10 protein-coding genes are annotated in these 13,861 nt (G+C 60.5%); 8 read left to right on the forward strand and 2 right to left on the reverse strand.

What is annotated here, in order from left to right; translation table 11 throughout:
* Nucleotides 1-429 precede the first annotated feature (429 nt).
* The 4 genes from HGK27_RS29825 (at nt 430) to HGK27_RS29840 (ending at nt 5,725) form a co-directional block, all read left to right on the forward strand.
* Nucleotides 430-1,923, forward strand: coding sequence for an ATPase domain-containing protein (locus HGK27_RS29825; protein WP_241127970.1), 1,494 nt, complete (start codon nt 430-432; stop codon nt 1,921-1,923).
* On the forward strand, nt 1,910-3,586 hold the full coding sequence (locus HGK27_RS29830) for an ATP-binding protein (RefSeq protein WP_206245757.1): 1,677 nt from the start codon (nt 1,910-1,912) through the stop codon (nt 3,584-3,586). Before HGK27_RS29825 ends, HGK27_RS29830 begins: the two co-directional genes overlap by 14 nt.
* Nucleotides 3,587-3,932: 346 nt before the next feature.
* Nucleotides 3,933-5,372: a PAS domain-containing protein gene (locus tag HGK27_RS29835; protein ID WP_241127972.1), complete on the forward strand. Its 1,440-nt coding sequence runs from the start codon at nt 3,933-3,935 to the stop codon at nt 5,370-5,372.
* Entirely contained in the window at nt 5,369-5,725 is a 357-nt protein-coding gene (locus HGK27_RS29840) for a response regulator (protein WP_206245758.1), read from the forward strand. The genes HGK27_RS29835 and HGK27_RS29840 overlap by 4 nt, the downstream gene beginning before the upstream one ends.
* A 283-nt stretch (nt 5,726-6,008) precedes the next feature.
* On the opposite strand, the gene HGK27_RS29845 is transcribed toward HGK27_RS29840, so the two are convergent.
* Nucleotides 6,009-6,734 carry a Crp/Fnr family transcriptional regulator gene (locus tag HGK27_RS29845; RefSeq protein ID WP_206245759.1) on the reverse strand — a complete coding sequence of 242 codons (726 nt, stop codon included), beginning with the start codon at nt 6,732-6,734 and terminating at the stop codon, nt 6,009-6,011.
* A gap of 745 nt (nt 6,735-7,479) precedes the next feature.
* Here HGK27_RS29845 and HGK27_RS29850 point away from each other — a divergent pair.
* From HGK27_RS29850 to HGK27_RS29860, 3 genes are all read left to right on the forward strand, one after another.
* Nucleotides 7,480-7,824: a response regulator gene (locus tag HGK27_RS29850; protein ID WP_206245760.1), complete on the forward strand. Its 345-nt coding sequence runs from the start codon at nt 7,480-7,482 to the stop codon at nt 7,822-7,824.
* Between the two features lie 315 nt (nt 7,825-8,139).
* On the forward strand, nt 8,140-10,638 hold the full coding sequence (locus HGK27_RS29855; RefSeq protein WP_241127974.1) for a GAF domain-containing hybrid sensor histidine kinase/response regulator: 2,499 nt from the start codon (nt 8,140-8,142) through the stop codon (nt 10,636-10,638).
* A 97-nt stretch (nt 10,639-10,735) separates the two neighbouring features.
* On the forward strand, nt 10,736-12,649 hold the full coding sequence (locus HGK27_RS29860; protein WP_206245808.1) for a hybrid sensor histidine kinase/response regulator: 1,914 nt from the start codon (nt 10,736-10,738) through the stop codon (nt 12,647-12,649).
* Between the two features lie 30 nt (nt 12,650-12,679).
* On the opposite strand, the gene HGK27_RS29865 is transcribed toward HGK27_RS29860, so the two are convergent.
* A complete protein-coding gene (locus HGK27_RS29865) occupies nt 12,680-12,964 on the reverse strand; it encodes a hypothetical protein (protein WP_322099076.1) in 285 nt (94 codons plus the stop codon).
* A gap of 284 nt (nt 12,965-13,248) precedes the next feature.
* Between HGK27_RS29865 and HGK27_RS29870 the strand changes: the two genes are divergently transcribed.
* Nucleotides 13,249-13,857, forward strand: coding sequence for a PRC-barrel domain-containing protein (locus tag HGK27_RS29870; RefSeq protein ID WP_322099077.1), 609 nt, complete (start codon nt 13,249-13,251; stop codon nt 13,855-13,857).
* Nucleotides 13,858-13,861: the final 4 nt, after the last annotated feature.

Genomic DNA, 13,861 nt, shown 5'->3' on the forward strand with positions numbered 1-13,861 from the left:
GACGATGATGGAAGCTCTCGCGGGGCTGAAGGTTGCACGGATGCGGGAAGCCCACGCGCCGTGTGCTCGCCAGGTCGCCACCATTTGAATTTCCCGCCACAGGGGGACTATTGCAGTCGCCAGTCCACCAAGCGTGCAAATGACCACGAACTGCCGCCTGACATCTAACTAGCGTCCTTGGTGGGTGACGCGAGAGATTCTGACACTCAGCGGCATGCCGAATTTCGCCCTAGCCTGCGGTGGCACGATGGTCACTGCTCCCGGTTCTCGGGCCCACCAACCACCGTGTTTGGCGCAAATCAGGGCAAGAGGATCTCGGACACGCCCGACGGGGGGGCGTAGAGCTCAAAGCATGCCTTGACGGACGGATGGTTCGGGTAGAACCCTGCCCTTGCCGGTAAACTCATCGGCATACGGGAGACGACGGTCTTGGATGACGGCGAGCGGATTTCCTCGGGCAGCGATGGCCTTGACTCCATTTTGGGTGGAGGATTCGATCCTAATCGGATGTATCTTTACGAGGGCCGTCCAGGCAGCGGCAAGACCACCATCGCAATGCAGTTCCTTCTCGAAGGTGCCCGCAATGGAGAGAGCGTCCTGTACGTTGCTTTGTCGGAGACTGAGCGGGAACTGCGTCTCGTCGCTGCCCGCCACGGCTGGTCGTTGGAGGGGATCGACGTCTTCGAACTGGTTCCACCGGACGCCGTGTTGGATCCGGAACGCGAACTGACGGTTCTCCATCCCGCGGAGGTCGAGCTCAGCGAGACGATCAAGCTGGTCTTCGACAGGGTCGAGCAGGTCAATCCCACCCGTGTGGTGTTTGACAGCCTCTCTGAACTCCGGCTGTTGGCACAGGATCCACTGCGGTATCGGAGGCAGGTGCTGGCTCTGAAGCATTTCTTTGCTCAAAAAGATGTCACGGTCATTCTCCTCGATGATCTGTCGTCGAGCCATGAGGATCTCCAGCTTCATTCGATCTCTCACGGCGTGATCCTGCTGGAACAGCTGGCGCTGGATTACGGAGCGGAACGGCGTCGCCTGCGTGTCATGAAAATGCGGGGCATTGAGTTTCGTGGCGGCTTTCATGACTTCAAAATCGAAAAAGGCGGTTTGTCGATCTACCCCCGTTTGATCGCCGCTGAACATCACACCGCCTTTCCCAAGGACATCGCCTCGAGCGGGAATGCGCAGATTGACCAATTGCTGGGCGGAGGCTTGGAGCGCGGAACCAACGCGCTGCTGATCGGTGCAGCGGGCGTAGGCAAATCTTCGCTGGCATTGACCTATGCCATCGCGGCGGCGGAGCGAGGCGAGAATGCGGCGATCTTCGCCTTTGACGAGGGGCGCGGCACGCTGGAAGCCCGAGCACAGACCATTGGACTTCCGTTACAACCCGCTATCGAGAGCGGACGCCTGACTTTTCAGCAGATCGATCCGGCCGAGCTTTCTCCGGGTGAATTTGCCGCCACTGTGCGCCACAGCGTCGAGGTGAACAAGGCCCGGGTCGTCGTGATCGACAGTCTGAACGGCTATCTCAACGCCATGCCGGATGAGCGCTTTCTGGTGCTCCAGATGCACGAGTTGCTCAGCTACCTGGGGCAGCAAGGGGTGTTGACCATTCTGGTTCTGGCCCAACATGGGCTGGTGGGTCAGGTGGAATCGCCGCTCGACATCAGCTATCTGAGCGACGCCGTCTTGATGTTGCGTTATTTCGAGTACGCTGGAACGGTGCGCCGTGCCATTTCTGTCGTCAAAAAGCGTAGCGGGCATCACGAGCATACGATCCGAGAATTTCGTTTAAGCTCCCAAGGGGTAACGCTTGGCGAACCGCTGACCGAATTCAGCGGCATCTTCTCGGGCACGCCCCAATATATCGGCGGAGGAGGCCCCTTGATGAAGAGCGATGAGCATGCACGATCCTGACGCGTTTGATCGGCGTGTTCTGATTCATGCTCCCATCGGGCGTGACGGGGCAGCATGCAGGGAATTGCTCGAAAGGTCCGGACTTGTCGCCCATGTCTGCGTGGATTTGGCTGAGTTGCTCACTCAGATCGAGCGCGGAGCCGGAGTGGTCTTCATTGCGGAAGAAGGTCTGTTCGGACGGGACATTGATCCGATCGCGACGTGGGTGGCCAGGCAGCCCCCATGGTCCGATCTACCCTTTATCGTCCTGACAAGTCGGGTCGAACAGGTTGCGGTCGTCAGCTGGCGGCAGCATCTCGTCGAGTCGCTCCGCAATGTCTCGATGATCGAGCGGCCCTTGCGGCCTATCAACCTGTCAAGTGCGGTTCAAAGTGCCCTTCGCGCGCGCGACCGTCAACATCAGGTTGCCGCGTTGATGCGGGCGCAGGAACGGGCGGCCTCCGAACTGGAGGAGCTGGTCGCGGCGCGAACCGCTGAGCTTGGCCAAGCAAATGCCGAACTGATGCGACAGATGGCGGAACGTGCCAAATATGATGAGGTTTTGCGTCAATCGCAGAAGCTGGAGGCGGTCGGTCGCCTCACAGGCGGCATCGCGCATGATTTCAACAATCTCCTGATGGTCATCACCGGCGGCCTCAGCCTGCTGAACAAGCCGCAGTCTCCTGAACGGCGTCAGCGGATCGAGGAAGGGATGCGCACGGCGGCCGAGCGAGGGGCCGGGCTCAGCAAGCAATTGCTGGCTTTTGCGCGGCAGCGACCGCTCTCTCCGCAATCCGTTGATTTGCCGCGCCAGATCGGCGGGATGCAGGAACTGCTGGACCGCACCCTGCGCGGCGACGTCGAGGTGGAAACGGATTTTGCAGATGGCTTGTGGCCCGCCGAAGTAGACCCGGCCGAGCTTGAGTTGGTGCTGCTCAACCTGTGCGTCAATGCGCGCGATGCGATGCCCAATGGCGGGACGATCACGATCCTCGCCGAAAACGCACACGATGCATCCTCTCGGGGAATGCGGGGAGCCTTTGTACGTCTCTCGGTGCAGGACACGGGCACTGGCATGACCCCCGAGGTTAAGGCCCGGGTGTTCGAGCCCTTTTTCACGACAAAAGAGATCGGCAAGGGATCAGGGCTTGGCCTGGCTCAGGTCCATGGCTTCGCGACCCAATCGGGCGGCGCTATCGAGATTGATAGCGAACCTGGAAGAGGCACTTGTATCTCGCTTCTCCTGCCGCGCTCGGAAAAAATCCCTCATGATGAGGGCCATCATCTGATTGACTTCAACACCGACCGTCCGGGCGAAGCAGGCAGAGGAGAAGTGCTTCTGGTGGAGGATGATGATGAGGTCGCCTCATTGGTGAGCGAAATGTTCGGGCAACTGGGCTGGTCCGTATGCCGTGTGGCCAGTGCCGACGCTGCCCTGGGAGCATTGGCAAACGATCGCCATATCGATCTGGTGTTCTCCGACGTCATGATGCCCGGGAGCATGAATGGCGTGCAATTGGCACAACAAATCCGCCGACGTCGGTCGAACCTGCCAATTGTGCTGACGAGCGGTTATCCGGAGGCCGTTCGGGCCGACGCTGACGCCGCCGGCTTAACATTGCTTCCCAAGCCTTACGGACTTCAGGATCTGGCACGTCATGTATCCAGATTTCTTCCAGCATAACATGGATAAGGCGACGCGGCCTTGGGCCTGAGCAAGTCGAGTGGTGAGAGAGCAGAGCGCAGACTTCCATCGCCGCCCGCGGCCATCATGCTCCGTTGAAGCCGTCACCCGGACGTGGGTCGACGAGCCCCCATAAGACGTCGATTCTTGGGAAGAATGTGTAGCCGGGCAGTGAGGGGCCGGCCCAAATCCGATACCACCCAACCGACAAAGTTCCCGTTCAGTGCATGTGAACCTTTGGGAGGTATCGTCGTGGTTGGAATGGGATTAGACGGCCCGAGTGACAGTGCGATATGCTGACGGCGGGCGCCGGCGGCTAATTTGCTGGTGAAATGGAAGCCATGGCGTGAAGATCGATTTTGAGGCCCTCTTCGCGATGGCTCCCAACCCATACATCGTGCTTGACCCCCAACTCCGTATCGTCTGGATGAACGAGGCCTACCTGCGAGCCACGATGCGAACCCGGCAGCAGATCACGGGCCTCCCAGTTTTCGACGCATTTCCTAGCGATCCCCAATCGGATAGCCATTGGCTTCTTAAACGCTCTTTCGCGCAGGTGCTAAAGACCGGCCAGATCGACGAGATTGCCCTGATCCGATATGACATCCGCAATGCCGATGGAAGCATGGATGCGCGCTTTTGGAGTTGTACGCACACGCCTCTGGTAACCGAGGATGGCCAGGTCGCTCTCATTCTCCAACACACGGTCGATGTTACCGAACTGCACTCGCTGCGGGCGCTTCGCGACGAAATGGGCGTGATCCAGCGGGCTCAGGCGCTTCAGGCTCGAAACCGCGATCTTGTTGAGGAAAGCGATCAGTTGCGCGCTCTTCTCGAAGAAGCTCCCGGCTTTGTTGCCGTCCTCGGCGGGCCGGATCATGTGTTTCAAATGGCAAACAGGGCTTATCGCGAGTTGGTGGGGCAGCGCGATCTTGCCGGCAAATCGGTGGCAGAAGCTCTGCCCGAGGTTGTTGAACAAGGGTTCGTTGATCTGCTGAACCAGGTTCGCGACACTGGCCAGGCCCACATGGCCGGCGGCCAGAAGGTGCTGCTCCGCAACGGGCCTGGTGGGACGATGGAGGAGCGCTTTCTCGATTTCATCTATCAGCCGATTGTGAGCGAAGAAGGTCGGGTGGCGGGCGTTTTCGTCCAGGGTCACGATGTAACCGAACAAATTTCGGCTCAAAGGCACCAGGACCTCCTGATCAACGAGCTCAACCACCGTGTCAAAAACACTCTCGCTATTGTCCAGGGGCTTGCAACTCAGTCCTTTCGTAAGTCGGCAATTCCCGGTGAGGGGTTGGCCGCGTTTTCAGCCAGACTGGCAGCCTTGGCTGGGGCGCACAATCTTTTGACCCGAGGCAATTGGGAAGGGGCGAACTTCGGAGATGTTGTCGTGAGCAGCATCGGGGCAGTTGCCGGCGTTGATCTGCACCAGGTTAGCATTTCCGGCCCGGCAGTGACCGTATCACCACAAATGGCGACCGCCGTTGCGATGGTGGTGCATGAGCTGGCAACGAATGCCTTGAAATATGGCGCTTTGGCCGATTTGCAGGGCAGGATCGATGTGAGTTGGTCATTTGAGGCAGAGTGCCAGCGCAGACTTGTTTTCGATTGGCTCGAAAGTGGAGGCCCTGAAGTCACGGTGCCGACCAGACAGGGCTTCGGTACCAGACTGGTGAAGCGTGGCTTTGTTTCCGATCTGCATTCTCACACCGATCTAGAATTCCTGGCCACTGGATTGAAATGTCAGATCACTGCTCTCCTGCCGGAACAAGACGCATGACGATCGAAGGCAACGTCGTCCTTATCCTGGAGGACGAACCGATCATTGCTCTTTCACTGGAAGACCTTATCGAAGACGCAGGTGGCACCTCGATCTGTGCCGAAAGAGTTGAACAAGCTATCGCGATGATCGACGAGTATCGCCTGGACGCGGCTATCCTTGACGTCAATGTGCATGGGAGAAAGAGCTATCCCGTAGCGGAGGTGCTTCAGAGCCGAGGCATCATTTTCATATTTGCCACGGGTTACGGCGACACTCTCCACCCTGAGCAGTTCAAAGGAGTACCAACGGTGGTGAAGCCCTACAGCGCTTTGGATATCGAACGGGCATTGCAAGCCGCGGCATTGGAATAGCATAATTGCTATTCCTACTTTTCAGTTTGGATCGCTCCGGATGTGCTGTTTAATTCTTGGCGCGATCGAGGGGACCAGCCAGGAGCGTATCAACTTAGGCCACACCCATAAACTACCGAGGCGAAATCGATTAATCACTGCTCGGGCAAAGCTCGAGCGCCGCGCCGCATTCAGGATGTGGTATACCCTCTCCGGCTTGGATGCGCATGAAATGGAAATGCGCCGGGCCATCCCGGGTTCATGCCCAATCGAACTATATCTTTTCAAAGGCACTCCAGCTCATTCAGGGCTGGGCAAGATATGTTGCATCGAAGCCCCCAGTCGCGACAAGCCGTTTCCAATCGAGCACATGGACCTCACGATGGGAAAAATGAGCTATTCCATCATGGCGTAAGGATTGAAGTACGCGATTGACGTGAATCGACGTCAGCCCCGTGAAGTCTGCCAGATGGGTCTGCGTTGCCGGGAAAGGAAACTTGAAGTGGCCGGCACAGGGCTTTCCCACGACGCGATAATCCATCTCGGCAAGCAGGTGGGCCATCCGCGATTTTGCATCGCGCCTGCCCAGATTGGTGAGCCATTGCGCTTGTATCGCAGCAGCAATCGTGCATTCGCGCCATAAAGCTTCGCTCAGGGCGCCGCAGGCTCGCGCAGCGGATCTGATAGCGTCATGAGGAATTTTCCGGGTAACCGTCGGAGATAGAGCCTCAAGCCGGCACGCATCGGGATGGGTGATGCCCTCAAGGTTGGCGATTTCGCCTGGGAGATACAAGGCGGTTATCTGACGCGCCCCGCCGCCGCTTTGGCAGAAACGGGCCACCAGCCCGTCAACGACCAGCAGAGCATAATCGGACGGTTCGCCTGGTCTGGGGAAATCCCGGTTAGCGCCAATTCTATCCAGCAGCGAAGGCCAGCCCAGAATAATGCGGCACTCTTCATCTGACAAAGGCGAATGACGGGTGAGCCGGTAGAGAAAGGGCGAAAGGGGGAAGCCTTTAGGACCAGTCATTTTCCTTGCAGCACCGGCAATGATTAGGAATTCGGGCGGCTAGCGTCAGAAACTGGCGAGGATTGTGCAAGTTCCGGCGGTCGCAGCTTCTCCCGGCAAGCCTGCGCCGTTGCGGCATGCCAATGGCTGACGAAGACGTGTGCTGAGGTTTCAGCGTTGTCCGAGGCCCAATCTCGGACAACGCTGAAGGACGCTTGCCAATGCCCATAATCGCGGGAGCGTTCGGGCCGGCCCAGACTTCAATCGAGAGACGATCGATCTGCTCTTTCGTTCCCGCACTTGCAAGACGAGCGCTGCGCTGCACAATCGCCAATAGATTGCGTACGAGCACGCGGAAAAGCCGTCGCCATAAGCTCAGCGCGAGGCAGTGCGACCAGAGGACCGTTCCGTCATCGCGGGAAATGCAAAGGCGGGTTGACCAACAATTGCCCTATGCCCTGGCGCACCGCTTTGGCTCGATAAAGGGCCTCATCCGCGCCCTTGAGCAAGGTTGGGAGGTCGCAGTGACGTGCATCGCGCAAACACACACCGATCGTCGCGGAGACCAGGGATAGGTTCGCGAGCGCCGGGGATGGCCGGCGGGCAACTGGCCGATCGGGCACTCGCACTGCTGCCCCGGCACCAACTTCCTCCCCAAACCCTTCGGGATAGATCAGCCCGCCGCCAAAATTGCGCAAGTTTCGGGCGATTAAGCGGACCTCTGTAGGCCATTGGCCATTTCCTCAGACCGGAAAGAGGTCGCGTAATGTGTCATGTTCTGATCATCGAGGATGAACCCCTTGTCGCGCTGATCATCCAGGATCTCCTGGAGGAGGAGGGCGCAACGTCATTTGAGATCGCCGCGACCCAGAGCGCGGCTGTCGCCGCCGCGCGCACCCATAAGCCGGACTTCATCACCTCGGACGTTCGCCTGCTCCAGGGCACCGGGCCCGCGGCGGTCGCTCAGATCTTCGACGAGCTTGGGGAGGTGCCTGTCGTTTTCATCAGTGCCACGCCGGATGAGTGCCGCCCTTGCGCACCGCCCGGCATCATCTTGGCCAAACCTTTCGAAAACAGGGCCCTCGCTCACGCCTTTCACAGCATGGTCTAGCCGCTATTTTCCAGCATTGCCGCTTCCATTCTAACCCCAGGAAAGTGGAGTCCGGATCGGCTATTTGGCTTGGGCAAGAGAATTGAGGGTTTCTGCCTAGAACCAACAAACTTAAGGCCGTTCCAGCTTCGTTCATGACGAAGCCTCTTCCGTGCTCTATATGCGCAAAGAGCAACACTCGGACCAGGTCTGTCAGGAACGGAGCGGAATCCCTTGAATACACCTCGGCCCGACACCGGCGAGAGCCACCCGCGTACGCCTGACGCCAGGCTTACGGCCGGTGAAAGGCTCGTCACTGCCCAATCGCTGGATGAGGTGATCGATGTTCTGCGCAAAACGGCGCGTGTGGCGGTGGGCGCTGAGGGCATAGCGATCGTGCTCAAGGATGGTGACCATTGTAGCTATGTGGCAGAGGACGCCATCGCCCCGCTCTGGCAAGGACAAAGTTTTCCGGCCGATACCTGCATTTCAGGGTGGAGCATGCTCCATGGCGAAACTGTCGCGATCGGCGATATCCGGAGAGACCCCCGGGTGCCTCAGGAAGCCTATGCGGCTACATTCGTGCGCAGTCTTGTGATGGCGCCCATTGGGAAGCCTGAGCCGGTCGCGGCGCTGGGCGCTTATTGGTCGAACGTGATGTCCCACGATGCCGAGACGATCGAGCGGGTTGAGGGTCTGGCTCGTCTGGCGACGATCGCGATCGAAAATGCGAGGCTTGCCGAGGCGCGTGATCATGCCGCTGCCCTGAGTGCCGCCCAGGCTCGCATTCTGGAACTCGCCGTACAGGATGGGCCCCTCCAAGCCACGTTGGAAGCGATTGTGCGGGCTGTGGAAAGCCTGTCGGACAGCGGTGTCATGGCTTCCATCCTCCTTCTCGACGAAGACGGCGTGCATTTGCGGCACGGCGCGGGGCCAAGTCTGCCGGCAGCCTACAACGCTCTCATTGATGGGATCGTGATCGGGCCAACAGTCGGGTCCTGCGGATCGGCGATCTTCCGGCAAGAGCCGGTTTTCGTGGCGGATATCGCCAGCGATCCCCTTTGGACGGACTACCGCGACCTTGCAATGGGTCATGGTTTGCGGGCCTGCTGGTCGCTGCCGATCCGGTCAGCCCATGGCAAGATCCTCGGCACATTTGCCATGTATTACAGCGAGCCGCGCGAGCCGGTCAGCGCGGATCTGGAAATCGTGGATTTCGTGGTGCGTACGGCGGGTGTCGTGCTGGCTCGGGCCCGTTCGGAAGCCATCATCCGGCACAGTGAAGCCCGTTATCGCCAGATTGTAGAGGGCGCAGAGGACTTTGCTATCGTCTCTCTTGACCAGTCAGGCGTTATTACCGGCTGGAACAGCGGCGCCGAGCATCTCATGGACTGGAACCCGCAAGAGGCATTGGGTCAGCACGCTTGCCTGTTCTTCACCGCTGAGGACCAGGCGGCGGATGCGCCGGCACGCGAAATGCAGCAAGCCGACACCTATGGCCGCGGCATCGACGAGCGCTGGCACGTGCGCAAGGATGGTACCCGATTCTGGGGATCGGGTCTCACCATGCCTCTGGCCGGCCGCGAAGGAGGCTATGTCAAGATGTTCCGTGATCGTACGCGTGAGCATGAGGCTGAAGAGGCGCTACGGGAACTCAATGCGACGCTGGAAGCACGCGTATGTGAAGCCGTCACGGAACGGGAAATGGCCCAGGAAGCCTTGCGCCAGAGCCAGAAGATGGAAGCGATGGGCCAACTGACAGGCGGCGTTGCCCACGACTTCAACAACCTGCTCACCCCCATCGTAGGTTCGCTCGACCTGCTCCAGCGCCGCAATGTCGGCGGCGAGCGCGAGCAAAGGCTGATCGCTGCGGCGGTACAGTCGGCAGAGCGCGCCAAGACGCTGGTCCAGCGCTTGCTCGCCTTTGCCCGGCGACAGCCGCTGCAATCTGTGTCAGTCGATGTGGCTAAACTTGTCCATGGCATGGGCGAGCTGGTCGAAAGCACCACAGGTCCGCAGATCAAGGTCGTGGTGGAGGCCGCCGACGATCTTCCCCCCGCCAAAGCCGATCTCAACCAGCTCGAAATGGCCTTGCTCAACCTGTCGGTGAACGCGCGCGACGCCATGCCCGGGGGCGGTATGCTGCGAATTTCGGCAGGTGCGGAGGTGATCTCAACCGGTCACCGGTCTGGGCTCAGGCCAGGACGCTACGTTTGTCTCTCTGTTGCTGACACCGGATCCGGCATGGATGAAGCGACGCGGGCGCGCGCTGTCGAGCCCTTTTTTTCGACTAAAGGGATCGGCAAGGGGACCGGGCTGGGCCTTTCGATGGTTCACGGCCTGGCTTCTCAGCTTGGAGGGGGGCTGACCATTCAAAGCCGCCCGGGCCTGGGAACGAACATCGAGCTTTGGCTGCCGGTCAGCGATGAGGACGTCCAGCCCGTTGCCTTGCCGAAAAGCGTCGGCGACATTGCATTACGCGGCGTCGCATTGCTCGTTGACGATGAGAGCCTGGTGCGCATGAGCACCGCCGACATGCTTTGCGACCTGGGCTACGCCGTCGAAGAGGCCGATTGCGCCGAGGAGGCGGTGCGCATCCTGGCGACGGGCGCCCCATTCGACGTCGTCATCACGGACCATCTGATGCCGGGCATGACCGGCGTGGATCTGGCGCGCCATATTCAGAGCACAAGGCCGCACGTTCCCGTTTTGCTCGTCTCCGGCTATGCCGACGCCGAAGGCGTCGACAGCGATTTGCCTCGGCTCACGAAGCCGTTCCGCAAGGATGATTTGGCGGCGGCCCTGGCCTCGACAGGCTCGTCCAGTTCGCGCTGATAGGCACGACCTCGCAAATCCCGCCATCTAGGAACGTTCACCAGGAAGCACGGCCTTGAACACCGAGACCCAGCCCCCCGAGATCAGCAAATTCGAGATGCTCGTTCAGAGCGTAACCGATTATGCCATCTACATGCTCGATCCAGACGGTATCGTCACGAGCTGGAACGCGGGGGCCGAGCGGTTCAAGGGCTATACGCCCGATGAAATCATCGGCCAGCATTTCTCGCGCTTTTACGGTGAGGAGGATCGAGATTCGGGCTTGCCCCAGCGGGCGCTGGCGACCGCCGCAAAAGAGGGTCGCTTTGAAGCCGAGGGATGGCGGATCCGCAAGGACGGTACCCGGTTTTGGGCCGATGTCGTGCTCGATCGCATCACCGACCCGCAAGGCTCGCTGGTCGGCTTTGCCAAGATCACCCGCGACCTGACCCTGCGTCGGGCGGCAGAGGAGGAATTGCGGCGCAGTGAGGAGCGTTTTCGCCTGCTGGTCCAGAGTGTTACCGATTACGCGATCTACATGCTCGACCTTGACGGGCACGTGACGAGCTGGAACGCCGGGGCCGAGCGTTTCAAGGGTTACCGCGCCGACGAAATCATCGGCGAGCATTTCGCGCGCTTCTATCCGCCCGAAGATCGGGAAGCCGGCGCGCCTGCGCGCGCGCTGGCGACCGCGCGGGAGGCCGGTCGCTTCGAAGCCGAGGGCTGGCGCCATCGCAAGGACGGATCGCGCTTCTGGGCCAGCGTCGTTATCGATCCGGTGAGAAGCGAAGCAGGCGAGCTGATCGGGTTCGCCAAGATCACCCGTGACCTCACCGAGCGCCGAAAATCGCAGCAGGCGCTCGAGCAGGCCCAGCAGGCCTTTTTCCAGTCGCAGAAGATGGAGGCGATCGGTCAGCTCACCGGCGGCGTCGCCCATGATTTCAACAACCTCCTCGCCGCCATAGTTGGTAGCGTCGATATCGCCAAACGCAGGTTGGCCGAGGGCAAGGATGCGACGCGCTTCCTCGATAACGCGCTCCAGGCAGCAGAGCGGGGCGCCACGCAGACCCAGCGTATGCTGGCGTTCGCGCGCAAGCAGGATATGCAGCTTACCAAGGTCGACGTTGCCGCCCTGGTGCGCGGGATGGCCGATCTGATCGAGCGCACGATCGGCTCCAACATCACGATCGACACGCAGTTTCCCCTCATGCTCAAGGCCATCCACGCCGACCCGGCGCAGCTCGAGCTGGCTCTGCTCAATCTGGTCGTCAACGCGCGCGATGCCATGCCCGAGGGCGGACGCATCCTGATCGCGGCCCAAAAAGTACAGGTGCAGGTTGAGAATGGACTTACGCCCGGGGAATATGTCCGCCTGTTTATCGAGGATGAAGGCTCCGGGATGGATGAGGAGACCCGCGCCAAAGCCATCGAGCCCTTTTTCACCACCAAAGGCGTCGGCAAAGGCACGGGGCTTGGCCTCTCCATGGTCGCGGGAATGGCCGAGCAGTTTGGCGGCAGGCTCTCACTCGACAGCGTGGTGGGAGAGGGCACCACCGTCAGCCTCTGGCTGCCGGTTGCCAAGGATACAGCGCTCGAGGCTGCGCGACCTGTGGCGGTCGCCAGGTCCGACGGCCCACGAGGTGCGTTGACCATGCTTGCGGTCGATGACGATGACATCGTGCTCGTCAACACCGCTGCGATGCTGTCCCATCTGGGTCATACGGTGCTTAACGCGACGTCTGGAGCTCAGGCCCTGCGCCTTCTGGCCGAGCATACGGTCGATGTGCTGCTCACCGACTATGCCATGCCTGGCATGACCGGCGCCGAGCTGGCCGATGCGGCCCTGGCGGGATGGCCCGACCTGAAAGTTGTTGTGGTGACGGGCTACGCCGAGCTGCCAACGGGCGTGACGCTGCGCTTCCCCCGCTTGAGCAAGCCTTTCCGACAGTCTGATCTGGAGGTTGCCCTTGCAAGGCTGCCGAGATCACCAGCAGATCCGGCCAACGTCGTGGACTTGCGGCCCCGTCGTTAGAGCGCCCTTCCCGGCTGAAGCCGGGAAGCGCTATTCGGGCGGGCCGCCTTCATAATCCTCAAGGGCGGCCTGCACCATCCTGCGCCAAATGTCGGCATCGCCCGCATTGGCCATCACGATGTCCGGCTCGCGCAGCGTTTTGAGGATGGAAACGGCGCGGTCGATATAAAGATGCCACTCCGCCTCCACCTCATCGGCCGCCGAGGGCACATACCCTTCGGCGTTGAAGCTGATTTGTTCGGCGGCGAGCACACGCGCGATCCGCTCGATCGCGCCAAGTTCTGAAATAGGCATGCAACCTCCTGTTTCCGCCATTCCGCGTCCGTCCACACCACAGCCGGCTATCACGAATCAAGCTGCGCAACCGCATCCTGGTTTTGCAAACCTCGGAGTTAACCGCTTCGTTTCGGCCAGTCGGCGAGCCGGGTTACCAATGGGTAATACGGGAAAGCGCCGCATGTTGCAGGTGGCACGCTACCAGCATCATGCCCAGAACCGGCATGCGCAACATGGAACCTGTTCAGGCATTTGTCGACTTATGCAATGAGCATGGAGGCAAGTAGAATGGCTTATCCCGGAGCCGGGAGCTTGAGACCCCGATGATCCTCGATGACCTGCCTGCCTGGATCGCACCGGCGGCCACCATGATCGCGGCCATCATGACAGCCGCCAATCTTGGGGCGCGCGTTACCGGGTGGAGCTTTGTCGTCTTTACCCTCGGCTCGGTCTGCTGGTCATGGGTCGGCATTGCCTCAGGCCAGACCAATCTGCTTGCCAGCAATGGATTACTCACCATCGTCAATCTTGTGGGCATCTGGCGCTGGCTGGGGCGTCAGCGTGCCTATGAGGATGGCGGCAAGTCAGCGGCCGATGCGAGCCGACGCTCGGCCCATCCAACGCTGTTTGCCGGGACGCAGGTCGACGGCATGGAGGTTCGCGATTGCGAGGGTAACGGCGTGGGGCAGGCCGTTGAGGCGCTCATCTCCTGCAAAGATGGGTTGCTCAGCTACATCGTGGTGAGATCGGGAGGCATTGGCGGCATGGGCGAAGATCTACGGGCCGTCCCCCGGGCCCATGTGACCTTTTCCTGCGACCACGTCACTCTGCGCTGGGACAGCACATGGTTTGCGTCGCTTGGAACGCTTCAGGACGGGCGGTGGCCGGTGATACCCGACGTCCCGGCGCCGGCTGAGAGCGATGGTAGCTGATCAC

Origin of the sequence: Novosphingobium terrae, assembly GCF_017163935.1 — a bacterium.
Classification (GTDB): domain Bacteria; phylum Pseudomonadota; class Alphaproteobacteria; order Sphingomonadales; family Sphingomonadaceae; genus Novosphingobium; species Novosphingobium terrae.